The organism is Burkholderia sp. BCC1047, from assembly GCF_902833155.1.
Taxonomy (GTDB): Bacteria; Pseudomonadota; Gammaproteobacteria; order Burkholderiales; family Burkholderiaceae; genus Burkholderia; species Burkholderia sola.
Map to the genome: position 1 here is coordinate 35,276 of NZ_CADFEH010000007.1, position 22,443 is coordinate 57,718.

Consider the following 22,443-nt stretch of genomic DNA (forward strand, 5'->3'; position numbering starts at 1 on the left):
CCGGTCAGCCTTGCTGTTCGACGAGCGCGCGCGCGTCGGCGACGTGGCCGCGATACGCTTCGAAGATGTTGCGCAGCGCGTCGTCGAACGTCGCCTGCGGCGCCCAGCCGAGTTCCTGCATCGTGTTGTCGATCTTCGGCACGCGGTTCTGCACGTCCTGGTAGCCGTTGCCGTAGTAGGCGCCGGACGTCGTTTCGACGAGCTTCACCTGCTTGGCCGAATCGGCGTACTCGGGGAATTCCGCGGCCAGTTCGAGCATCTTGTGCGCGAGTTCGCGAACCGAGAAGTTGTTCTTCGGATTCCCGATGTTGTAGATCTTGCCCGACGCGACGCCGCCCTGGTTGTCGATGATCTTCATCAGCGCGCTGATGCCGTCGCCGATGTCGGTGAACGCGCGCTTCTGCGAGCCGCCGTCGACGAGGCTGATGTTCTCGCCGCGCACGATGTGGCCGAGGAACTGCGTGACCACGCGCGAGCTGCCTTCCTTCGGCGTGTAAATCGAGTCGAGGCCCGGGCCGATCCAGTTGAACGGACGGAACAGCGTGAAGTTCAGGCCTTCCATCCCGTAGCCCCAGATCACGCGGTCCATCAGCTGCTTCGAGCACGCGTAGATCCAGCGCGGCTTGTTGATCGGACCGTAGGTGAGCGCCGACGCGTCCGGGTCGAACTGCTCGTCCGAGCACATGCCGTAGACCTCGGAGGTCGACGGGAATACGAGGTGCTTGCCGTACTTGACGGCCGAGCGCACGATCGGCAGGTTCGCCTCGAAGTCGAGCTCGAACACGCGCAGCGGCTGCTGGACGTAGGTCGCCGGCGTCGCGATTGCGACGAGCGGCAGGATCACGTCGCACTTCTTCACGTGATACTCGACCCACTCCTTGTTGATCGTGATGTCGCCTTCGAAGAAATGCATCCGCTCGTGGTTGACGAGGTCGCCCAGCCGGTCGGTCTGCATGTCCATGCCGAACACTTCCCAATCGGTGGTTTCAAGAATGCGCTTCGACAGGTGATGGCCGATGAAGCCGTTCACACCCAGGATCAGGACTTTTTTTGCTTTCATGAATGACGGGAAGAATGAATGAACTGCGCGAATTCCGCGGGCGTCACGACGGTTTCGCTGCCGTCGCGCTGCTGCCAGAGCTCGAGAATGGATAGGGCGCGGCTGTCGCCGCAGACGCCGAATAGCGCATTATCGCTTACGTGCAGGCCGGGCGGCAAATCCGCCGCGGCGGCCGCTGCCGCGCTGCCGGGCGCTGCAAGGCGCGCACGCGCGATCACGAAGCGCGCGCCGTCGACGTCCGTGAATGCGCCCGGATACGGGGGCGCGACCGCGCGCACCAGGTTGTAGACCTGCGCGGCCGGCTTCGACCAGTCGACGCGGCCGTCCTCGGGCTTGCGCCCGCCGTAGTAGCTGCCGGTCGCGAGATCGTTCGGCAGGTGCGGCGCCTCGCCCGCGAGCAGCGCGGGCAGCACGCGCCACAGCGTCTGCTCGGCGGCCACCGTGACCTTGTCGAACACCTGCGCGGCCGTATCGTCCGGCAGGATCGGCACCGCCGTCTGGCCGATGATCGCGCCCGCGTCGGGCTTCGCGGCCATCTCGTGCAGCGTCGCGCCGGTCTCGGTCTCGCCGTTCAGCACGGCCCAGTTGGTCGGTACCCGACCCCGGTATTTCGGCAGCAGCGAACCGTGCATGTTGTACGCGCCGCGCGGCGCGATCGCGAGCAGGTCCACCGGCAGCATGTGCCGGTAGTAGAACGAGAAGATGAAATCGGGCCGCGCGTCGGACACCGCGCGGCGCAGCGCCGGATCGGCCGGGTCGGCCGGCGTGAGCACCGGAATGCCGTGCTCGGCCGCGACGGACGCGACGCTGCCGAACCAGATGTTCTCGTTCGGATTGTCCTCGTGCGTGACGACCAGCGCGACGTCGACGCCGCGCGCGAGCAGCACCTGCAAGCACCGCACGCCGACGTTGTGATACGCGAAGACGACCGCGCGCGGCTTCATTGCGCGGCTCCCGGGCGGTTCGCGGCGGCCGGCACCGGCGGCATGCCGTCGTGCTGCTCGAGCACGGCCTGGATCAGGTAGCGGGGACGCGCGCGCACCTGCTGGTAGATGCGACCGACGTATTCGCCGAGCAGGCCGAGCGCGAAGATGATCACGCCGAGCAGGAAGAACGTGATCGCGAACAGCGTGAACACGCCTTGCACTTCCGCGCCGACGATGAAGCGGCGCACCAGCAGCAGCACGAACAGCGCGGCGGAGCCGAGCGACAGGATCACGCCGATGAACGACAGCCACTGCAGCGGCACGACCGAGAAGCCCGTCACGAGGTCGAAGTTCAGCCGGATCAGGCTGTACAGCGAATACTTCGATTCGCCCGCGAAGCGTTCCTCGTGCGCGACTTCGATCTCGGTCGGGTTCTGCGCGAACGTGTACGCGAGCGCGGGGATGAACGTGTTGACTTCGCCGCACACGTTGATCGTGTCGATGATGCGGCGGCTGTACGCGCGCAGCATGCAGCCCTGGTCGGTCATCTTGATGCGCGTGATGCGCTCGCGCAGCCGGTTCATCATCTGCGACGCCTTGCGCCGCCACAGGCTGTCCTGGCGCTGCTTGCGGATCGAGCCGACGTAGTCGTAGCCCTCGCGCATCTTCGCGATCAGCTTGCCGATTTCCTCGGGCGGGTTCTGCAGGTCGGCGTCGAGCGTGATGACGATCTCGCCGCGCGATTGCGCGAAGCCCGCGAGGATCGCCATGTGCTGGCCGTAGTTGCCGTTGAGCAGCACGACGCGCGTCGTGTCGGGCCGTACGTGGAACTGATCGGCGAGCATCGCGGCCGAGCGGTCGCGGCTGCCGTCGTTGATCAGGATCACTTCGTACGACGTGTCGAGTGCGTCGAGCGCCGGATACAGCCGCGCGAACAGCGCGGCGAGGCCGTCTTCCTCGTTGTATACGGGGATGATGACCGATACTTCGGGCCGGTCGGTGTCCAGATGCGCGGCGCCCGAATGCCCGGCGCGTGCTTCAAGGTGACTCATGTACGCTTATTTTCCGTATTGTTCGCAAATCTGATTGACGGCGTCGGCCACGCGACGCACGTCGCCTTCCGTCATCTGCGTAAACAGCGGCAGCGTGACGGTCGACGCGCCGTACCGTTCGGCGTGGGGGAACATGCCCTCCTTGAAACCGCGCGCACGGTACAGCGTGAAAAGATGGATCGCCGGGTAGTGGATGCCGGTGCCGATGCCGCGTTCCTTCATCTGCGCCATGAATTCGGCGCGCGTGATCGTCAGCCGCTCGAGCGGCAGCGTGACCAGGAACATGTGCCAGTTGCCGTTCTCGAATTCGGCGACCGGCAGGCCAAGGCCCAGCTTCACGGCCGCGCCGCCGTCGAACGCGGCGAAATACGCGCGGGCGAGCGCGCGGCGCTGCGCGGTGAAGCGCTCGATGTGCGGCAGCTGGCCGAGGCCGACGCGCGCGGCGACGTCGGTCAGGTTGTACTTGCCGCCGAGCACGTCGCAGTCCATCCCGTCGAAGCCGGTGCGCGTGATGCCCTGCAGCCGGTACTTCTGCGCGAGCACGGCTTCGTCCTCGTTGTTCAGCACGAGCGCGCCGCCTTCGATCGTCGTCAGATTCTTGTTCGCGTGGAAGCTGAACGACACGATGTCGCCGATCGCGCCGATGCGCTTGCCGTGCCACGTCGAGCCGAACGCCTGCGCGGCATCCTCGATCACGCGCAGTTTGTGCGCGCGGGCGATCGCGTACAGGCGGTCCAGGTCGACCGGCAGGCCGGACAGGAACACGGGGATGATCGCCTTCGTGCGCGGCGTGATCGCCTGCTCGAGCTTGTCGAGGTCGATGTTGCGCGTGACGGGATCGATGTCCGCGAACACGGGCGTCGCGCCGGTTTCGATGATCACGTTGCTGGTCGAGACCCACGACGCCGGCGTCGTGATCACCTCGTCGCCGGGGCCGACGCCCGCGATGCGCAGGCCGATCTCGAGCGTGCAGGTGCCCGAATTGAACGCGCGGACCGGACGGCCGCCGCAGTACTCGGACAGCGCGGCTTCGAATTTCTGGCACTGCGGGCCGGTGGTGATCCAGCCCGAACGGAGCACGTCCACGACGCCCTGGATGGTTTCCTCATCGATCTCGGGGCGGGTGAACGGCAGAAACGGAGCGGTAGTCTGGCTCATGAACGCGTTGGGCCTGTAATGGCGTGTAATAAAAGGGTCGGGCGATCCGTCCGAAACCGGCATTAAACACCGGTTGGCCGATTCGCACCGTGATTTTTTGTAGGCGGACGCTTAACGAACGCCGGGGCCGCGGGCCGCGCTCAACTGCGCGCGAGCACGAGCACGCCGATCAGGATGATGCCGATGCCGACGAATTTCTGGATCGACAGCACCTCGCCGAACAGATACCACGCCGCGAACGCGTTGACGACGTAGCCGAGCGACAGCATCGGGTATGCGATCGACACGTCGACCCGCGACAGCCCGACGATCCACACGACGACGCTCAGCACGTAGCAGCCGAGCCCGCCGATGATCGGCAGCTGGGTCGCGATCTTGAACCCGACCGGGATGATGTTCGCACGGCTGAATTCGAAGTGTCCAACGGCGTTGACGCCGGCTTTCAGCAGAAGTTGCGCACAGGCGTTGAGCATCACGCCGGTGATGATGCAGACGAACGAAACGGGATTCATGCGAAGGACGTCCTTACGATTGCGGTTTCTCGACGATCACGCGGCGGTTGTCGCGCGCGACCACGCGCATCGGCACGCCTTCCTTGGCCAGCGCGTCGTACTGGCCGGGCGGCATGATCGCGAGCGCATGGGTGTCCTGCTTCCAGCGCGTGACCCATTCGCCGACGGTCGGGATCCACTTGTTCGGCTCGACCGAGATTCCGAACGCGAGCTCGTCCTGGCGCTGGACCATGATCGTCGTGTGGCCCATGTAGAACGGGAACGTGTGATCGAGCATTTCGATCGAGTAGAACGGCGTGTCGGGCGGCAGCTTCGCCAGTTCGGCGCGCACGGCCGGCGCGAGCAGCGCGCCCGAGCTGTAGCGGCCGAATTCGTCGTGCCCGGTGCCGCCGATCGTGCCGAACGCGAGCCATGCGGCGCCGAACGCGGCGAGCGCGGCGGCCACGCCCGCGCGGCGGTTCAGCCACGCGGCCGCGAGCGTCAGCGCGGCCGAGACCGCGAGACCGGCGTACAGCCACATCTGGAACGCGCGGTACAGCGCGTTCGGCGTGCGGGCGTCGCCCTGGTACGCGAGGAAGATGATCCCGAACGCCGCGGCGACGAAGAACACGAGATAGCCGAGCAGGTGGCGGCGGAAGCGCTCGGCCGTCATCAGCGGCAGGTACGCGCCGATGATCAGCGCGAGCGCCGGCGCGACCGGCAGCACGTACGAGATCAGCTTCGAATGCGACGCGCTGAAGAACAGGAAGATGAACGCGCTCCAGATCAGCAGCACGAGCATCGGCGAGAAGCCGTTCGGCTGGCGCGGCATGCGCAGCGCATGGCGGATGCTCTGCCACGCGACCGACAGCCACGGCAGGAAGCCGACCAGCAGCACCGGCAGGAAGTAGTACAGCGGGCCCGGGCGGTTCTGTTCCGGGGTCAGGTACCGGCGGAACTGCTGGACGACGAAGAAGAAGTTGAAGAATTCGGGGTTGCGCTGCTGGACGAGCACGAACCACGGCGTGACGATCGCGAAGAAGATCACGAGCCCGCTGACCAGATACAGGCGCTTCCACAGCGCCCAGTCGCGCGCGATCATCGTATACAGCACGAGCACGGCGCCCGGCAGGATCAGCCCGACGAGGCCCTTGGACAGCACCGCGAACGCCATCGCGGCCCAGCATGCCCACATCCAGCCGCGCACCGCGGCCGGGCGCAGCCCGGGCCGCTGCGCGAGCAGCAGCGAGCACAGCGACAGCGCCATCCAGAACGCGAGCCCCATGTCGAGCGCGTTGAAGTGACCCATCAGGTTCCAGTAAGGCGCGCTGGCCAGCACGACGGCCGCGAGGAAGCCCGACAGCGGGTTGAACAGGCGCGCGCCGGTGTAGCCGACGAGCAGCACGCCGGCGAAGCTCGCGACGGCGGTATACAGGCGCGCCTGCCATTCGCCGATGCCGAACCACGCGAACGTCAGCGCGTTCAGCCAGGTTTGCAGCGGCGGCTTCTCGAAGTACTTGTAGCCGTTGTAGCGCGGCGTGATCCAGTCGCCGGTGACGAACATCTCGCGCGCCATTTCCGCATAGCGGCCTTCGTCGCTCGGGATCAGGTGGCGCAGCCCGAGCGGCGCGAACCAGACGATCGCGAACGCGACGAGCAGGAGGACGAGCGTGATGCGATTGAGCGGTAGCCTCGACGGCGTATCGTTCATGGGTTTTCAGCCTGTTGGTTGTTGTGACGGGCCGCCGGCGGGGTGCGCCGGGGGCGGGCGGCCTGGCCGGGGCGATCCGGGGATCGACCCGCTGCGCCGGCCCGTGTTTTACCGCATCGGGGATTAACGTTCAATTAAGAGCGCGGCGGCGACTTTGCGGCCTTCGGCCATCAGGATGTTGTAGGTGCGGCAGGCGGCCTGGAAATCCATCGTCTCGACGCCGATCCGCTTCGCGGTGAGCGCCGCGACGAGCCGCGGGTGCGGGAAGCGCAGCCGCGCGCCGCTGCCGAAGATCACGAGTTCGGGCGTCGGGTCGAGCAGCATCGCGAAATGCTCGGGCGCGAGCGCGTCGAACGACGACACGGGCCAGGCCTGGACCGGCGCGCCGGGCAGCACGATGACGCTCGTTTCATGGCGTTCGAGATTGACGTCGACATAATCGGGGCCGTAGCCGGTGACGGTGTTGAGCGCGCCGCTCGTGTCCTGGTGCAGTTTCAAATCGGTATTCCGCGGTTCCGTAGGGGAATGGATTGGCCCGGCCGCAAGGGCCCGGCGGGCCGGTTTCGCGCGCCCGGCCACGCGCGGACGCCCGACGGCGCGGGCCCGGCGCGGCTATGGTGCATTGCGAAAGTCGGCCAAAATCCGCTAAATTATAACTTTTTGGTCGCCTGCGGGCGCCACTTGCGTCGTGCGTCGCCACAAGCCGCGTCCGACCGCCGCTTTTTCCCAGTCTAGACAGCGCGCACAGACCGGCCGCTTTCCAGTTTTGATCCCGTCCCCCGGCCGCAAGGCCAACCCAGGAACCGTGTCGTCGTGAAACCGATTCAGAAGTCGAACAAGCTGCTCAACGTCTGCTACGACATCCGTGGCCCGGTGCTCGAGCACGCGAAGCGCCTCGAGGAAGAAGGCCACCGCATCATCAAGCTGAACATCGGCAACCTCGCGCCGTTCGGTTTCGACGCGCCGGACGAAATCATCCAGGACATGATCCGCAACCTGCCGGCATCGTCCGGCTATTCGGATTCGAAGGGCGTGTTCTCGGCGCGCAAGGCCGTGATGCACTACACGCAGGAAAAGGGCGTGGTCGGCGTCGGCCTCGACGACATCTACATCGGCAACGGCGCGTCCGAGCTGATCGTGATGGCGACCCAGGCGCTGCTGAACGACGGCGACGAAGTGCTGCTGCCCGCGCCCGACTACCCGCTGTGGACGGCGGCCGTGAGCCTGTCGGGCGGCACGCCCGTGCACTACGTGTGCGACGAGCAGAACGCGTGGATGCCCGATCTCGACGACATCCGCAGCAAGATCACGCCGAACACGAAGGCGATCGTCGTGATCAACCCGAACAACCCGACCGGCGCGCTTTATTCCGACGAATTGCTGCTCGAGCTGCTCGCGATCGCGCGCGAGCACGGGCTGATCGTGTTCGCGGACGAGGTCTACGACAAGATCGTCTACGACGGCCTCGAGCACACGGCGCTCGGCGCGCTGTCGGAGGACGTGATCACCGTCACGTTCAACAGTTTGTCGAAGAGCTATCGGTCGTGCGGCTATCGCGCGGGCTGGATGGCCGTGTCGGGCCTCGGCGGCGACAACCGCCGGCGCGCGAAGGATTACCTGGAAGGGCTCGGCATCCTGTCGTCGATGCGCCTGTGCGCGAACGTGCCCGGCCAGTTCGCGATCCAGACGGCGCTCGGCGGCTACCAGAGCATCAACGAGCTGATCGTGCCGAGCGGGCGCCTGTACAAGCAGCGCGAACTCGCGTATGACATGCTGACGTCGATCCCGGGCGTGACCTGCGTGAAGCCGCAGGCCGCGCTGTACATGTTTCCGCGCCTCGACCCGAAGCTCTACCCGATCCAGAACGACCAGCAGTTCATCCTCGACCTGTTGCTCGAGGAGCGCGTGCTGCTGGTGCAGGGCACGGGTTTCAACTGGGCGACGCCGGACCACTTCCGCGTGGTCTTCCTGCCGAACCTCGACGACCTGACCGATTCGATCAACCGGATCGCACGCTTCCTCGACGGCTACCGCAAGCGCCATTCGGTCTGAGCGGGCAGCGTCTCACGGAACTCACTACTTCTTACTCATCGATCACACGCAGCATGGAACCGATCAAAGTTGGCCTGTTGGGCTTCGGCACCGTCGGCAGCGGCACCTTCACGGTGTTGCACCGCAACCAGGAAGAAATCAAACGACGCGCGGGGCGCGGCATCGAGGTCGCGCGCATTGCCGTGCGCAACCCGGCCAAGGCGCAGGCGGCGCTCGGCGCGCACGCCGGCACCGCGCAGATCACCGACGATTTCAACGCGGTCGTCGACGATCCGTCGATCGCGATCATCGCCGAGATGATCGGCGGCACGGGCATCGCGCGCGAGCTCGTGCTGCGCGCGATCGCGAACGGCAAGCACGTCGTGACGGCGAACAAGGCGCTGCTCGCGGTGCACGGCACCGAGATCTTCGAAGCCGCGCGCGAGAAGGGCGTGATGGTCGCGTTCGAGGCGGCCGTCGCCGGCGGCATCCCGATCATCAAGGCGCTGCGCGAGGGCCTGACCGCGAACCGCATCCAGTACATCGCCGGCATCATCAACGGCACGACGAACTACATCCTGTCCGAAATGCGCGACCGCGGGCTCGACTTCGCGACCGCGCTGAAGGCCGCGCAGGCGCTCGGCTACGCGGAGGCCGATCCGACCTTCGACATCGAGGGCGTCGACGCCGCGCACAAGGCGACGATCATGAGCGCGATCGCGTTCGGCGTGCCGGTGCAGTTCGACCGCGCGTATGTCGAGGGCATCAGCAAGCTCGACGCGACCGACATCCGCTACGCGGAAGAGCTCGGCTACCGGATCAAGCTGCTCGGCATCGCGCGCCGCGCCGCAAACGGCATCGAGCTGCGTGTGCACCCGACGCTGATCCCGGAAAAGCGCTTGCTCGCGAACGTCGAGGGCGCGATGAACGCGGTCGTCGTGCACGGCGACGCAGTCGGCACGACGCTGTACTACGGCAAGGGCGCGGGCGCGGAGCCGACCGCTTCGGCCGTCGTCGCGGATCTCGTCGACGTCACGCGCCTGCATACGGCCGATCCCGAGCATCGCGTGCCGCACCTCGCGTTCCAGCCGGACAGCCTGTCGAACACGCCGATTCTGCCGATCGAGGAAGTGACGAGCGGCTACTACCTGCGCCTGCGCGTCGCCGATCAGACCGGCGTGCTCGCCGCGATCACGCGCATCCTCGCCGAATCGGGCATCTCGATCGACGCGCTGCTGCAGAAGGAGTCCGAGCAGATCGACGGCGCGAACGGCGAAACCGACATCATCCTGATCACGCACGAGACGGTCGAGAAGAACGTCAACGCGGCGATCGCGCAAATCGAGAGCCTCGCGACCGTCGTGTCGAAGGTGACGAAGCTGCGCATGGAAGCGCTGAACTGAGGCTGACGACATGAACTACATCTCCACGCGCGGCGCCGGCATCGGCGAGCGCCATACGTTCTCCGACATCCTGCTCGGCGGTCTCGCGAAGGACGGCGGGCTCTACCTGCCGGCCGAGTATCCGAAGGTGTCCGCCGACGAGCTCGCGCGCTGGCGCACGCTGCCGTACGCGGATCTCGCGTTCGAGATCCTGTCGAAGTTCTGCGACGACGTGCCGGCCGACGACCTGCGCGCGATCACGCGCCGCACGTACACGGCTGCCGTGTACAGCAACACGCGCCACGGCGAGAACGCATCCGACATCACGCCGCTGAAGACGCTCGGCACCGAGCACGGCACGGCGCTGTCGCTGCTCGAACTGTCGAACGGCCCGACGCTCGCGTTCAAGGACATGGCGATGCAGCTGCTCGGCAACCTGTTCGAGTACACGCTTGCGAAGCACGGCGAAGCGCTGAACATCCTCGGCGCGACGTCGGGCGATACCGGCAGCGCGGCCGAATACGCGATGCGCGGCAAGGCCGGCGTGCGCGTGTTCATGCTGTCGCCGCACAAGAAGATGAGCGCGTTCCAGACGGCCCAGATGTTCAGCCTGCAGGATCCGAACATCTTCAACCTCGCGGTCGAAGGCGTGTTCGACGACTGCCAGGACATCGTGAAGGCCGTATCGAACGATCACGCATTCAAGGCGCAGCAGAAGATCGGCACCGTCAACTCGATCAACTGGGCGCGCGTCGTCGCGCAGGTCGTGTACTACTTCAAGGGCTATTTCGCGGCGACGCAGTCCAACGACGAGCGCGTGTCGTTCACGGTGCCGTCGGGCAACTTCGGCAACGTCTGCGCGGGCCACATCGCGCGGATGATGGGGCTGCCGATCGCGAAGCTGGTGGTCGCGACCAACGAGAACGACGTGCTCGACGAGTTCTTCCGCACCGGCGCATACCGCGTGCGCAGCGCCGAGCACACCTATCACACGAGCAGCCCGAGCATGGACATCTCGAAGGCATCGAACTTCGAGCGCTTCGTGTTCGACCTGCTCGGCCGCGATCCGGCCCGCGTGATGCAACTGTTCCGCGACGTCGAGGAGAAGGGCGGCTTCGATCTCGCGGCCAGCGGCGATTTCGCGCGCGTCGCCGAATTCGGTTTCGTGTCCGGCCGCAGCAGCCACGCCGACCGCATCGCGACGATCCGAGACGTGTTCTCGCGCTACGACACGATGATCGATACGCATACGGCCGACGGCGTGAAGGTCGCGCGCGAGCATCTGGAGGCCGGCGTGCCGATGGTCGTGCTCGAGACGGCGCAGCCGATCAAGTTCGGCGAGACGATCCGCGAAGCGCTCGATCGCGAAGCCGAGCGGCCGGCCGCATTCGACGGGCTCGAGGCGCTGCCGCAGCGCTTCGAGGTCGTGAAGGCCGACGCGCAGCAGGTGAAGGACTTCATCGCCGCCCATACGGGCGCATGATGTGCCGCCGGGCGCGAGCCCGGCGTGCAGGCAGGACGGCCGGAATGCCGATTCGTCGAACGGATCGGGGTTCCGGCCGTTTCGTTTGGCCCGCGGGTTGGGTACGCGGACATCGCATGTGGCGCGAAATGCGCGAAACAAGTGTCAGACCTGCGGGTTCGCGCCGATCACAGTCTTCGCATGTTCGCCATGTCGCGCATGCGTACGGCGGCGTCGCTACAATGACGTATTGATTCCAACGATCCCCGATTCCATCGATGTCGAACCCGAATCCCGCGGCGCCGCGCGCGCCGATGCTGTCGACCGCCGAGGCGCTCGCCGCGCTGCTCGATGCCGCGAAGCCGCTGCCCGGCGCCGAAACCGTCGCCACGCTCGACGCGCTCGGCCGCGTGCTAGCGGCCGACGTCAGCTCGCCGCTCGACGTGCCGCCGATGCATACCAGCGCGATGGACGGCTATGCGGTGCGCGTGGCCGACCTGCTGCACGGCGATCGGCGCTTGCCGGTGTCGCAACGCATTCCGGCCGGGCATCCGGCCGCGCCGCTCGCGGCCGGCACGGCCGCGCGGATCTTCACCGGCGCGACGGTGCCGCCCGGCGCCGACGCCGTCGTGATGCAGGAGCAGACGTTGGCCGACGGCGACGCTGTCGAGATCCTGCACACGCCGAAGGCCGGCGAATGGATCACCGCGCAGGGCGCGGACATTCGTCAGGGTTCGGTGATCCTGTCGGCCGGCACGCGGCTCACGCCGCAGGCGCTCGGCCTCGCCGCATCGGTCGGCTGCGCGCAACTGTCGGTCGCGCGGCGGATTCGCGTGGCGGTGTTCTTCACCGGCGACGAACTGACGATGCCCGGCGAGCCGCTGAAGCCCGGCGCGATCTACAACTCGAACCGCTTCACGCTGCGCGGGCTGCTCGAGCGGCTCGGCTGCCACGTGACCGACTACGGAATCGTGCCCGACTCGCTGGCCGCGACGCGCGACACGCTGCGCGAGGCCGCCCGCGATCACGACGTGATCCTGACGAGCGGCGGCGTGTCGGTCGGCGACGAGGATCACGTGAAGCCGGCCGTCGAGGCCGAAGGGCGGCTCGCGCTGTGGCAGATCGCGATGAAGCCCGGCAAGCCGCTCGCGTACGGCGCGGTGCGCCGCGGCGACGCGCGCGCCGACGCGCACTTCATCGGGCTGCCCGGCAACCCGGTTTCGAGCTTCGTCACGTTCCTGCTGTTCGTGCGGCCGTTCCTGCTGCGCCTGTCCGGCGTGCGCGACGTCGCGCCGCGCGCGTTGTCGCTGCGTGCCGATTTTTCGCAGAGCAAGGGCGACCGGCGCAACGAATTCCTGCGCGCGCGCGTCAATGCGGCCGGCGGCCTCGACCTGTTCCCGAACCAGAGTTCGGCCGTGCTCACGTCGACGGTCTGGGGCGACGGCCTGATCGATAATCCGCCGCAGCACGCGATCAGCGCGGGCGAGACCGTGCGTTTCATTCCGTTTTCCGAATTGCTGTCGTAACGCGGCGGCTTCCGAACCATGAAGATTCAGCTTAAATTTTTTGCAAGCGTGCGTGAAGCATTGGGCGTGGCCGACGAAGAAGCCGACGTGCCGGACAGCGTGACGACCGTCGGCGACGTGCGCGCGTGGCTGCGCGTGCGCGGCGGCGCGTGGGCCGACACGCTCGCCGAAGGGCGCGCGTTGCGCATGGCGTGCAACCACGAGATGACCGATCCCGACACGCGGCTCACCGAAGGCTGCGAGGTCGCGTTTTTCCCGCCGGTGACGGGCGGTTGAGGCGGGCGTCATGGCAACGATACGAGTCCAGACCGACGATTTCGACCTGAACGCCGAAGTGGCGGCATTGCGCGCGCGCAACCCGAAGATCGGCGCGCTCGCGTGCTTCGTCGGCACGGTGCGCGACCTGAACGAAGGCGATGCGGTCGCCGCGCTGGAGCTCGAGCACTATCCGGGCATGACCGAGAAGGCGCTCGAGAAGATCGCGGCGGAGGCCGGCCGGCGCTGGCCGGGCATCGACGTCGCGATCGTGCATCGCGTCGGCAGGCTGCTGCCGCTCGACCAGATCGTGATGGTCGCGACGGTCGCGTCGCACCGCGGCGATGCGTTCGCGTCATGCGAGTTCGTGATGGACTATCTGAAGACCGAAGCGCCGTTCTGGAAGAAGGAAACGACACCGGACGGCGAGCGTTGGGTCGATGCGCGCAGTACCGACGACGCCGCGCTCGCGCGCTGGGGCGTCGAGTCGGGCAATACGCGGCGCTGAGTGCGGCGCGCGGACGATGCGGCGATGTACCGCAGGTGCGGCGTCGTCGCGCGTGACGGGTATTACGCGTCCGGGTCGACGCCGCGCCCGATGATCTTCGTCGGAAACGGCTCGCCGCGAGCGCGCGACGGCAACGCGTGCGGATCGTCGCCCGTGTCGCGACGGCGCGGCGCGACCGCGTCGAGCAGTGCCTGCTGTTCGGGCGGAATCCGGTAGTCCCAGCCGAACCGGCTCAACTGCAGGCTCTGCGCGATCCGCAGCGCGGGCTCCATGAAACGGATCGCCGCGGCCGGCGCGTAACGCGCTTCGACGGTGTTCAGGAACAGCGACAGCCAGCGGCTGAAATGGGCCGGCTCGATGCCGTCGAGCGGCTGGTGCGCCTGCTGCACGTTGCCGCGATAGCCCTTGGTGCCGAGCACGAGGCTCGACCAGAACATCACCATCTTCGGCAGATGATCGTCCCAGCGGCCGGCGAGCTTCGCGTCGAACACGGGCCCGAGCAGCGGATCGGCGCGCACGCGGTCGTAAAACGCGTAGACGAGAGCGCGGATGTTGTCTTCGGTCGGCTCGGCGTCGCGGGGGCGGGCCGGTACGGGTTCGGGCGAGGCAGGCAGGGCAGTCATGACAAAAAGGGCCGGTGGAGCAGGGCAGCGACGGGGCGCCGGCGTAGGCAACGAGCAGGACGCCGGCCGGATTTTGACGCAAAATAGCGTCCTGTAACCCCTGGAAAACGTGCAGATATCACGCATCTTATTGCGCGCACGCGATCCCGGCAACCCGGGGCCGCGCCGCGGGATCCTCGATCGGCGTTGCACGCGTCGCGATCGGCCCGGCTCACGTCGTTGGGGCACGATCGATCTTTTCCGTATTCGCTCATGAGACTCACCGACTACACCGACTATTCGCTGCGCGTGATGCTGTACCTCGCCGTGCGCGGCGAGGGACTCGCGACGATCCAGGAGATCTCGGACGCCTACGGCATCTCGAAGAACCATCTGATGAAAGTCGTCCAGCAGCTCGGCGAGCTGGGCTGGGTCGACACCGTTCGCGGCCGCAACGGCGGGCTGCGGCTGTTCGCCGATTCGCTGCAACTGACGGTCGGCCAGGTCGTGCGGGCGACCGAAAACGACTTCGCGCTGGTCGGCTGCTTTTCGCCCGACGGCGGCGAGTCGCGCGGCTGCGCGATCGAGCCGCAGTGCCGGCTGAAGGGCGTGCTGGCGGCCGCACGCGATGCGTTCTTCGCGGAACTCGATCGTCACACGCTCGGCGAACTGGCCGAGCCCGCGTCGCCGCTCGCGGCGCTGCTCGGCATCCGTCCGGTCGCGCTCGTGCGCGCCGCGCCGACGCCGGACGAAGCGCCGACGGCCGCCGAGCCGTCGTCCAACGCCCACTGACGCGCGGGCGCCGCGGGTCCCTGCGTCCATCCGATCACACCGCCGGGCCGTTTTCAGGGTATCCGGCATTTTTTGCGCTGAATCAACCCGAATTTCGCTTGAAAGCCGCATAACCATCCTCATCTTGGTGTTAATCGAAAATTGGAGGTCTCAACCAAATGAGAATCGACAAGCTCACCACCAAGTTCCAGGAAGCACTCGCGGACGCGCAAAGCCTCGCGGCCGGCCGCGACAATCAATACATCGAACCCGTTCACGTGCTCGCGGCGCTGGTCGCGCAGCAGGACGGGTCGGCCCGCTCGCTGATGTCGCGCGCGGGCGTTCACGTGCAGGCGCTGCAAGGCGCGCTGAACGAAGCCATTTCGCGCCTGCCGCAAGTGACGGGCACGGGCGGCGACATCCAGATCGGCCGTGAGTTGGCCGGGCTGCTGAACCAGGCCGACAAGGAAGCGCAGAAGCTCAACGACACGTTCATCGCGAGCGAGATGTTCCTGCTCGCCGTGTCCGACGACAAGGGCGACGCCGGCAAGCTCGCGCGTCAGCACGGCCTCACGCGCAAGGCGCTCGAAGCCGCGATCGCCGCGGTGCGCGGCGGCTCGCAGGTGCACAGCCAGGACGCGGAAAGCCAGCGCGAGGCGCTGAAGAAATACACGGTCGACCTGACCGAGCGCGCCCGTGCGGGCAAGCTCGATCCGGTGATCGGCCGCGACGACGAAATCCGCCGCTCGATCCAGATCCTGCAACGCCGCACCAAGAACAACCCGGTGCTGATCGGCGAGCCGGGCGTCGGCAAGACCGCGATCGTCGAAGGGCTCGCGCAGCGGATCGTCAACGGCGAGGTGCCCGAGACGCTGAAGGGCAAGCGCGTGCTGTCGCTCGACATGGCCGCGCTGCTCGCCGGCGCGAAGTACCGCGGCGAGTTCGAGGAACGCCTGAAGGCGGTCCTCAACGACATCGCGAAGGACGAAGGCCGGACGATCGTCTTCATCGACGAGATTCACACGATGGTCGGCGCGGGCAAGGCCGAAGGCGCGATGGATGCGGGCAACATGCTGAAGCCGGCGCTGTCGCGCGGCGAACTGCACTGCATCGGTGCGACCACGCTCGACGAATACCGCAAGTACATCGAGAAGGACGCCGCGCTCGAACGCCGCTTCCAGAAGGTGCTCGTCGACGAGCCGAGCGTCGAGGCGACGATCGCGATCCTGCGCGGGCTGCAGGAGAAGTACGAACTGCACCACGGTGTCGACATCACCGATCCGGCGATCGTCGCCGCGGCCGAGCTGTCGCATCGCTACATCACCGACCGCTTCCTGCCCGACAAGGCGATCGACCTGATCGACGAAGCCGCTTCGAAGATCAAGATGGAAATCGATTCGAAGCCCGAAGAGATGGACAAGCTCGACCGTCGTCTGATCCAGCTGAAGATCGAGCGCGAAGCCGTGAAGAAGGAGCAGGACGAAGCGTCGCAGAAGCGCCTGCAGCTGATCGAGGAAGAGATCGACCGCCTCGGCCGCGAATATGCGGACCTGGAAGAGATCTGGACCGCCGAGAAGGCCGCGGTGCAGGGCAGCGCGCAACTGAAGGAAGAGATCGAGAAGGTGCGGGCGGACATCGCGCGCCTGCAGCGTGAAGGCAAACTCGAGAAGGTCGCCGAGCTGCAGTACGGCAAGCTGCCGCAGCTCGAGTCACAGCTCAAGCAGGTCACGCAGGCCGAAGAGCAGGAGCAGCACAACCCGACGCGCCCGCGCCTGCTGCGCACGCAGGTCGGCGCCGAGGAAATCGCGGAAGTCGTGTCGCGTTCGACCGGGATTCCGGTGTCGCGGATGATGCAGGGCGAACGCGAGAAGCTGCTGCACATCGAGGAAAAGCTGCACGAGCGCGTGGTCGGCCAGGACGAGGCGATCAGCGCGGTGGCCGACGCGATCCGTCGTTCGCGCGCGGGTCTCGCCGATCCGAACCGTCCGTACGGCTCGTTCCTGTTCCTCGGCCCGACGGGGGTCGGCAAGACCGAGCTGTGCAAGGCGCTGGCGTCGTTCCTGTTCGATTCGGAAGAGCATCTGATCCGCATCGACATGAGCGAGTTCATGGAGAAGCACAGCGTCGCGCGGCTGATCGGCGCGCCGCCGGGCTATGTCGGCTACGAGGAAGGCGGCTACCTGACGGAAGCCGTGCGCCGCAAGCCGTATAGCGTGATCCTGCTCGACGAGATCGAGAAGGCGCATCCGGACGTATTCAACGTGCTGCTGCAGGTGCTCGACGACGGCCGCATGACCGACGGGCAGGGGCGCACGGTCGACTTCAAGAACACGGTGATCGTGATGACGTCGAACCTCGGCTCGCAGGTGATCCAGGCGATGACGGGCGCGCCGCAGGACGAGATCAAGGAGGCGGTGTGGCTCGAGGTGAAGCAGCATTTCCGCCCCGAGTTCCTGAACCGGATCGACGACGTCGTCGTGTTCCATGCGCTCGACCGCAGCAACATCGAGTCGATCGCGAAGATCCAGCTCGCCCGCCTGCACGACCGGCTCGCGAAACTCGACATGGCGCTCGACGTGTCGCCGTCGGCGCTCGAGCAGATCGCGAAGGTCGGCTACGATCCGGTGTTCGGCGCGCGGCCGCTGAAGCGCGCGATCCAGCAGGAGATCGAGAACCCGGTCGCGAAGCTGATCCTCGCCGGCCGCTTCGGTCCGAAGGACGTGATCCCGGTCGACGTCAACGACGGCCAGTTCGTGTTCGACCGCGTCGTGCACTGATCGGCGGTAATCGGCGGTGCGTCCGGTTTGCACCGCCGGGCGCGCAAAAACAAACACCCCGCTCAGGCGGGGTGTTTGCTTATGGAGCGGCCGAAACGTTCGAAGCGGCCGCCCGGGCTGTCAGGCGTGCGGGCTCAGGCCTTGTTGCCGCCGAACATGCCGGCGAGCTGCGTGAGCGTGCCGAGCACGTTCGACGTGTCGAGCTGGCCGCTGGCCGGCACTTCGCCGTTCGGCGTCGCGCCGTTGACGACGTGCGGCAGCACCTGCGCGAGGATCGACGACGCTTGCGACGGATCGATGCCGACCTTGCTCGCGAGCGAGCCGACGACGTCCGAGCCGAGCACGTTTTGCAGCGTATCCGGCGAGATCGGCTGGTTTTCGCCGGTGCCGACCCACGAACCGATGATCTCGCCGGCGCCGCCGGCCTTGAACTTCTCGATCAGCCCGTTCAGGCCGCCCGGCTGGTTGTTGATGAATTCGAGCGCGGTCGCGATGAGCGCGCTTTGCGAGTTGCCGCCGGCCTGGCCGCCGATCAGACCGCCAACGATGTCGAGGAGACCCATGGTTCTTCACCTTCACTGAAAAGGGCGCCGTGACGACGGCGCCCGTTGAACGAATGCCGCGCGCATGCCGTCGCGCGCGCGGCGCACATCAGGCGCCCGACGCCGCGGCGGCGGAGGCGGCCTTGTCCTTCTTGCTCTTCTTCTTCGAACCCTTGGTCGCCTTCGCGGACGACGCGGCGGCCGGTGCGCTCGCGCCGGCGTCGGCGGATGCCGCCGCAGCCGCTGCCGCTTTTTCCTTCTTCGACGCGCGCTTGGTCTTGGCCGGCTTGCTCGCCGCTTCCGGTGCGCTCGCCGACGGCGCGGGCGCCGCGGTCGTCGTGCCGGCCGTCGCGGTCGTGGACGTCGAGGCAGTACCTGCCGACGTCGTGGTCGACGTGCCCGCCGACGTCGTCGCGGCCGGCTTCGACAGCTTCACGCCCTTCGGCGGCGTCGACGCGCCGCCGATCGTCAGGCCGTTTTCCTCGAGATGCCCGACCGACTTCGTGCCGAGGCCCTTCACGCGGTTCGCGAGATCGTCGGCGTCCTTGAACGGGCCGTTCTTGGTGCGTTCGTCGATGATCGCCTTCGACTTCACGGGCCCGAGCCCCTTCACGGATTCGAGCGCGGCCTGGTCGGCCGTGTTGACTTCGACGGCCGCGGCAAGGCCGGCGGCGAGCGACAGCGACAGCGCGACGAACAGCATCAGCAGCTTTTTCAGCATGGCAAGGGCTCCCTGGTTCTGACGGATGAATGGCTGTTGCAACGGACGACGACGCGCGAGCGGGCCGGGCGTCGCCGTTAAGCATAGGACAAATGCGTGCCCTTTTTGAGACAGGCTGACCGAATCTTGCTGAAGGCTTGCGGTGCTGTAAAGGCCGAAACCGCTGCGGGGCGCCGATTTTGACCATTCTTTACGGTGTCGCCGGGTATCGCGAGCGGATCGCGGGCGAACGCCGCACTGGCCGTCAGACAATGCTTGACTTAGAGTGAACTCTAACTCCTAACCTTGTTCCTGCCATGTCGAAAACCGTATCCCAACCCTCCGCCGCCGGTCCGCTGACGATCGGGCAAGTCGCCGAACTGACGGGCGTGTCGACGCACACGCTGCGGTATTACGAGCAGGCCGGCCTGCTGCGCGCGATTTCGCGCACGGCGGCCGGGCACCGGCTCTATGCGCCGGCCGACCTTGACTGGCTGGCCTTCGTGATGCGCCTGAAGGCGACCGGCATGCCGATCGCGCAGATGCAGGCGTTCGCGGTGCTGCGCGAGCAGGGCGCGTCGACGTTCGGCGCGCGGCGCGACTTGCTGGTCGCGCATCGCGACGCGGTGCGTGCGCATATCGCGGAGCTGCAGGCAAGCCTCGATGCGATCGGCGACAAGATCGCGTACTACGAGGCGCAGGAACGGGAAACGGAACGACGGGCGAAACCTTCTCACTCTTTATCGGAACAGGACGGACACGATGGAACGACTCGTTGAGGATCGCTACACGCGCGGCTGGAACAAACTGAAGGAAATCGACGGCGAAGCGGGCGAACGCGTGATCGCGGCGCTTGCGCCGATCGCGCCGGACTTCGCGCGGCTCCTGGTCGAATTCAGCTTCGGCGACATCTACAGCCGGCCGCAGCTCGACCTGAAGGCGCGCGAAATCGCGACGATCGCGGCGCTGGCCGCGCTCGGCAACGCGCAGCCGCAACTGAAGGTGCACATCGAGGCCGCGCTGAACGTCGGCTGCACGCGCGACGAAATCGTCGAGGTGTTCATGCAGATGGCCGTGTATGCGGGGATGCCGGCCGCGCTGAACGCGCTGTTCGCCGCGCGCGAGGTGTTCGCGCGGCGCGACGAAGCGGCCGGCGTGACGGACCACGCGAACGAAGCGGCCGGACAGCCCGCATGACGGGGCGTGCGCCCGTGCGTCACGCGCGGTGCGGCGCGACGATCCGGTACTTCGCGATGCGCCGGTACAGCGTCGCGCGCGACATGCCGAGCGCCCGGGCGGTCGCGTCGGGCCGCCAGCGATGCGCGGTGAGCGCGGCGACGATGCGGCCGCGTTCGTCGTCGGGCAGCGCGCCCGGCGGCGCGCCGCCGAGTTGCGCGGCAAGGTCGGCCGGCAGGTCGCGACGCGTCACGCGCGCGGCGTCGCACACCGCGCACGCATAGCGCAGCACGTTGCGCAGTTGCCGCACGTTGCCCGGCCATGCATACGCGGCGAGCTGTTCGGCGAGCGTCGCGTCGAGCGTGAGCACGTGGCCGGTCGCCTGCGCTTCCTCGGCGAACACGGCGGCGATCACGTCGCGCACGTCCGCGCGTTCGCGCAGCGGCGGCAGGTCGAACGTCGCGCCGCTCAACCGGTAGTACAGATCCTCGCGGAACGTGCCGTCGGCGACCATCCGCGCGAGATCGCGGTGTGTCGCGCAGATCACGTCGAGATCGACGCGCACGGGCGTATCGCTGCCGAGCGGCACGACCTCGCCGTCGGCGAGCACGCGCAGCAAGCGCGTCTGCAGCGCGAGCGGCATGTCGCCGATTTCGTCGAGAAACAGCGTGCCGCCGTCGGCGAGCGCGATCTTGCCGCGTGCGCCGTGCTTGCGTGCGCCGGTGAACGCGCCGGCCGCATAGCCGAACAGTTCGCTCTCGATCAGCGCTTCCGGCAGCGCGCCGCAGTTGACGGCGACGAACGGCCGCGCGCGACGCGCGCCGGCGTCGTGGATCGCGCGGGCGAACACTTCCTTGCCCGCGCCGGTTTCGCCGAGCACGAGGATCGGCAGCCGCTTGCTCGCGACGCGCAGCGCGAGTTCGGCCTGTTGCGCGATGCGCGCATCGCTGCTGTGCAGGAACGGCGTCAGCGCGCCGACGTGACGCGGCGCGGCGGTGCCCGGGCGGCGCGACGCCGCGCCGGGGTCGCGGCCGGCGCGTCGTAGCGGCGCACGCAGCCGCGCGTAGAGCGGGGCGCCGGTCGCGCGCACGCGCAGCGCGACGATCGCATCGAGCCGCGCGGCGTCGCGCAGCGGCATCTCGGTCGCATCGAAGATCTCGTCGATATGGCGCGGCTCGCGCAGCGCCGGCAGCGCGTCGCGCGCCTGCCGGTTCGCGGCGACGATGTTGCCGCATTCGTCGAATGCGATCAGCCACTCGGGCTGCGCCTCGACGTAGTGACGGTTCGGATGCCCGAACAATATCCAGTGCTGCGCGGTGCTGTGCACGAAGTAGCCGTCCTCGATCAGCGCCGCGCTCTGCCGCACGAGCTGGTAGACGAGACGCTGGCTGTCGCGGCCGTCGGGCGAATGCACGGCCGACGCGTCGAGCACGCCGATCAGTTCGCCGCCCGGCGAGAAGATCGGCGCCGCGCTGCACGTGAGCGTCGTGAACGCCGCGCGAAAGTGATCGGTCTTGTGCACGGTGATCGGTGCGAGATCGGTCAGCACGCTCGCGACGCCGCACGTTCCTTCCTCGCTTTCCGACCAGCACGAGCCGATGTGCAGCCCCGCATGGCGGAAGTCGTTGCGGCGTTCGCGGTCGATCCGGTAGTCGATCGTCACGCCATGCGCGTCGGTCAGCATCACGCAGTAGTCGGCGACGCGAATCATGTCGTGCAGCCGCGTCAGGCACTGGCCCGACGCGCGCAGGAAGGCTTCCTCCTTGTCGCGCACTTCGCGCAGCTCCGCCGCGGTCAGCACGCGCGGGCCGATCGACGAAGCGGGGTCGAGACGGTAGCGCTCCAGCGACCGTTGCCACGACGACACGAGGCGCGCGGAATCCGCCGGCGCGGGCAGGCGTCCGGCGAGCGCGCCGAGTACACGGTCGGCGTGCTGGGCCTGGGGGACGGCGTAGGGCATGGTCGGCTCCGGTTCCGTACGGCGGGGATGTCGCTGTTCTTGTAGCACATCCGGTTCGGCGAATCACATTGCATCGCAGCACGCGGCGCGCATGAGACGGTCGTCTCACCGGTATCGCGCCGTGTCTCGCGCAGTTGAGACGGCCGCATGCGCGGCGCGCGGCGGCCGTGCGGCGGGGCGTCGCGTGCGCGGCGCCGTGCGAACGCTGGGTTTGCGGGCGCAACGCCGCGCATGCACGGGGCGCCGCGGCAATCGCGTCGCCGTATCGGCGACGTGAGACGTCAGCGCGAATTCGACGCGCGCTGCGTCGTCACGGCTGCGCATCCGGAACCCGCGCATGCCCGCCGCGCCAG

The 22,443-nt window shown here is 67.5% G+C and carries 21 protein-coding genes; 10 read left to right on the forward strand and 11 right to left on the reverse strand.

What is annotated here, in order from left to right; translation table 11 throughout:
• Positions 1 to 4: 4 nt before the first annotated feature.
• The 7 genes from HWX55_RS09950 to HWX55_RS09980 all read right to left on the reverse strand — a co-directional run bounded on the left by HWX55_RS09950 (position 5) and on the right by HWX55_RS09980 (position 6,896).
• Complete coding sequence (locus HWX55_RS09950; RefSeq protein WP_175975471.1) at positions 5 to 1,060, reverse strand: bifunctional UDP-4-keto-pentose/UDP-xylose synthase; 1,056 nt, start codon at positions 1,058 to 1,060, stop codon at positions 5 to 7.
• The gene (locus tag HWX55_RS09955; protein WP_124554579.1) at positions 1,057 to 2,004 is read right to left on the reverse strand and encodes a formyltransferase; all 948 of its coding nucleotides are present in this window, start codon (positions 2,002 to 2,004) and stop codon (positions 1,057 to 1,059) included. Before HWX55_RS09955 ends, HWX55_RS09950 begins: the two co-directional genes overlap by 4 nt.
• A complete protein-coding gene (locus HWX55_RS09960; protein ID WP_175975472.1) occupies positions 2,001 to 3,038 on the reverse strand; it encodes a glycosyltransferase in 1,038 nt (345 codons plus the stop codon). Before HWX55_RS09960 ends, HWX55_RS09955 begins: the two co-directional genes overlap by 4 nt.
• A gap of 6 nt (positions 3,039 to 3,044) precedes the next feature.
• Positions 3,045 to 4,196 (reverse strand): DegT/DnrJ/EryC1/StrS aminotransferase family protein, encoded by a 1,152-nt coding sequence (locus HWX55_RS09965; RefSeq protein ID WP_124594399.1) that lies wholly within the window; start codon positions 4,194 to 4,196, stop codon positions 3,045 to 3,047.
• Between the two features lie 140 nt (positions 4,197 to 4,336).
• Positions 4,337 to 4,708, reverse strand: coding sequence for an EamA family transporter (locus HWX55_RS09970; protein WP_050013231.1), 372 nt, complete (start codon positions 4,706 to 4,708; stop codon positions 4,337 to 4,339).
• A gap of 13 nt (positions 4,709 to 4,721) precedes the next feature.
• Positions 4,722 to 6,398 carry a glycosyltransferase family 39 protein gene (locus HWX55_RS09975; RefSeq protein WP_175975473.1) on the reverse strand — a complete coding sequence of 559 codons (1,677 nt, stop codon included), beginning with the start codon at positions 6,396 to 6,398 and terminating at the stop codon, positions 4,722 to 4,724.
• Between the two features lie 123 nt (positions 6,399 to 6,521).
• Positions 6,522 to 6,896, reverse strand: a complete 375-nt coding sequence (locus HWX55_RS09980) for an Mth938-like domain-containing protein (RefSeq protein WP_012328660.1) — start codon at positions 6,894 to 6,896, stop codon at positions 6,522 to 6,524.
• A gap of 315 nt (positions 6,897 to 7,211) precedes the next feature.
• On the opposite strand from HWX55_RS09980, the gene HWX55_RS09985 reads away from it, so the two are divergent.
• From HWX55_RS09985 to HWX55_RS10010, 6 genes are all read left to right on the forward strand, one after another.
• Positions 7,212 to 8,450, forward strand: a complete 1,239-nt coding sequence (locus HWX55_RS09985) for a pyridoxal phosphate-dependent aminotransferase (protein WP_175975474.1) — start codon at positions 7,212 to 7,214, stop codon at positions 8,448 to 8,450.
• 53 nt (positions 8,451 to 8,503) lie between these two features.
• The gene (locus HWX55_RS09990; protein ID WP_124594398.1) at positions 8,504 to 9,832 is read left to right on the forward strand and encodes a homoserine dehydrogenase; all 1,329 of its coding nucleotides are present in this window, start codon (positions 8,504 to 8,506) and stop codon (positions 9,830 to 9,832) included.
• 10 nt (positions 9,833 to 9,842) lie between these two features.
• Positions 9,843 to 11,294: a threonine synthase gene (thrC, locus tag HWX55_RS09995; RefSeq protein ID WP_124554576.1), complete on the forward strand. Its 1,452-nt coding sequence runs from the start codon at positions 9,843 to 9,845 to the stop codon at positions 11,292 to 11,294.
• A 257-nt stretch (positions 11,295 to 11,551) separates the two neighbouring features.
• Positions 11,552 to 12,799 (forward strand): gephyrin-like molybdotransferase Glp, encoded by a 1,248-nt coding sequence (gene glp, locus HWX55_RS10000; protein WP_175975475.1) that lies wholly within the window; start codon positions 11,552 to 11,554, stop codon positions 12,797 to 12,799.
• 18 nt (positions 12,800 to 12,817) lie between these two features.
• Positions 12,818 to 13,075, forward strand: coding sequence for a molybdopterin converting factor subunit 1 (gene moaD, locus HWX55_RS10005; protein ID WP_050013225.1), 258 nt, complete (start codon positions 12,818 to 12,820; stop codon positions 13,073 to 13,075).
• Between the two features lie 10 nt (positions 13,076 to 13,085).
• The gene (locus tag HWX55_RS10010; protein ID WP_175975476.1) at positions 13,086 to 13,562 is read left to right on the forward strand and encodes a molybdenum cofactor biosynthesis protein MoaE; all 477 of its coding nucleotides are present in this window, start codon (positions 13,086 to 13,088) and stop codon (positions 13,560 to 13,562) included.
• A gap of 62 nt (positions 13,563 to 13,624) precedes the next feature.
• Here HWX55_RS10010 and HWX55_RS10015 read toward each other — a convergent pair whose 3' ends face one another.
• Positions 13,625 to 14,185 (reverse strand): group III truncated hemoglobin, encoded by a 561-nt coding sequence (locus HWX55_RS10015; RefSeq protein WP_089488503.1) that lies wholly within the window; start codon positions 14,183 to 14,185, stop codon positions 13,625 to 13,627.
• 252 nt (positions 14,186 to 14,437) lie between these two features.
• Between HWX55_RS10015 and HWX55_RS10020 the strand changes: the two genes are divergently transcribed.
• Positions 14,438 to 14,956, forward strand: a complete 519-nt coding sequence (locus HWX55_RS10020) for an Rrf2 family transcriptional regulator (RefSeq protein ID WP_175975477.1) — start codon at positions 14,438 to 14,440, stop codon at positions 14,954 to 14,956.
• Between the two features lie 158 nt (positions 14,957 to 15,114).
• Positions 15,115 to 17,712 (forward strand): ATP-dependent chaperone ClpB, encoded by a 2,598-nt coding sequence (gene clpB, locus HWX55_RS10025; RefSeq protein ID WP_175975478.1) that lies wholly within the window; start codon positions 15,115 to 15,117, stop codon positions 17,710 to 17,712.
• Positions 17,713 to 17,846: 134 nt separating this feature from the next.
• Here the strand turns inward: clpB and HWX55_RS10030 are convergent, their stop codons facing one another.
• Together HWX55_RS10030 and HWX55_RS10035 are read right to left on the reverse strand one after the other, a co-directional pair.
• Positions 17,847 to 18,275, reverse strand: a complete 429-nt coding sequence (locus HWX55_RS10030; RefSeq protein WP_050013221.1) for a YidB family protein — start codon at positions 18,273 to 18,275, stop codon at positions 17,847 to 17,849.
• 88 nt (positions 18,276 to 18,363) lie between these two features.
• Complete coding sequence (locus tag HWX55_RS10035) at positions 18,364 to 18,975, reverse strand: helix-hairpin-helix domain-containing protein (RefSeq protein ID WP_175975479.1); 612 nt, start codon at positions 18,973 to 18,975, stop codon at positions 18,364 to 18,366.
• A 296-nt stretch (positions 18,976 to 19,271) separates the two neighbouring features.
• Here HWX55_RS10035 and HWX55_RS10040 point away from each other — a divergent pair, with 296 nt between their 5' ends.
• Positions 19,272 to 19,733 carry a MerR family transcriptional regulator gene (locus HWX55_RS10040; protein ID WP_124554574.1) on the forward strand — a complete coding sequence of 154 codons (462 nt, stop codon included), beginning with the start codon at positions 19,272 to 19,274 and terminating at the stop codon, positions 19,731 to 19,733.
• Entirely contained in the window at positions 19,717 to 20,151 is a 435-nt protein-coding gene (locus HWX55_RS10045; protein WP_175975480.1) for a carboxymuconolactone decarboxylase family protein, read from the forward strand. Before HWX55_RS10040 ends, HWX55_RS10045 begins: the two co-directional genes overlap by 17 nt.
• Before the next feature lie 19 nt (positions 20,152 to 20,170).
• Here HWX55_RS10045 and HWX55_RS10050 read toward each other — a convergent pair whose 3' ends face one another.
• Positions 20,171 to 22,090, reverse strand: a complete 1,920-nt coding sequence (locus HWX55_RS10050; protein WP_175975481.1) for a sigma-54-dependent Fis family transcriptional regulator — start codon at positions 22,088 to 22,090, stop codon at positions 20,171 to 20,173.
• Positions 22,091 to 22,443: the final 353 nt, after the last annotated feature.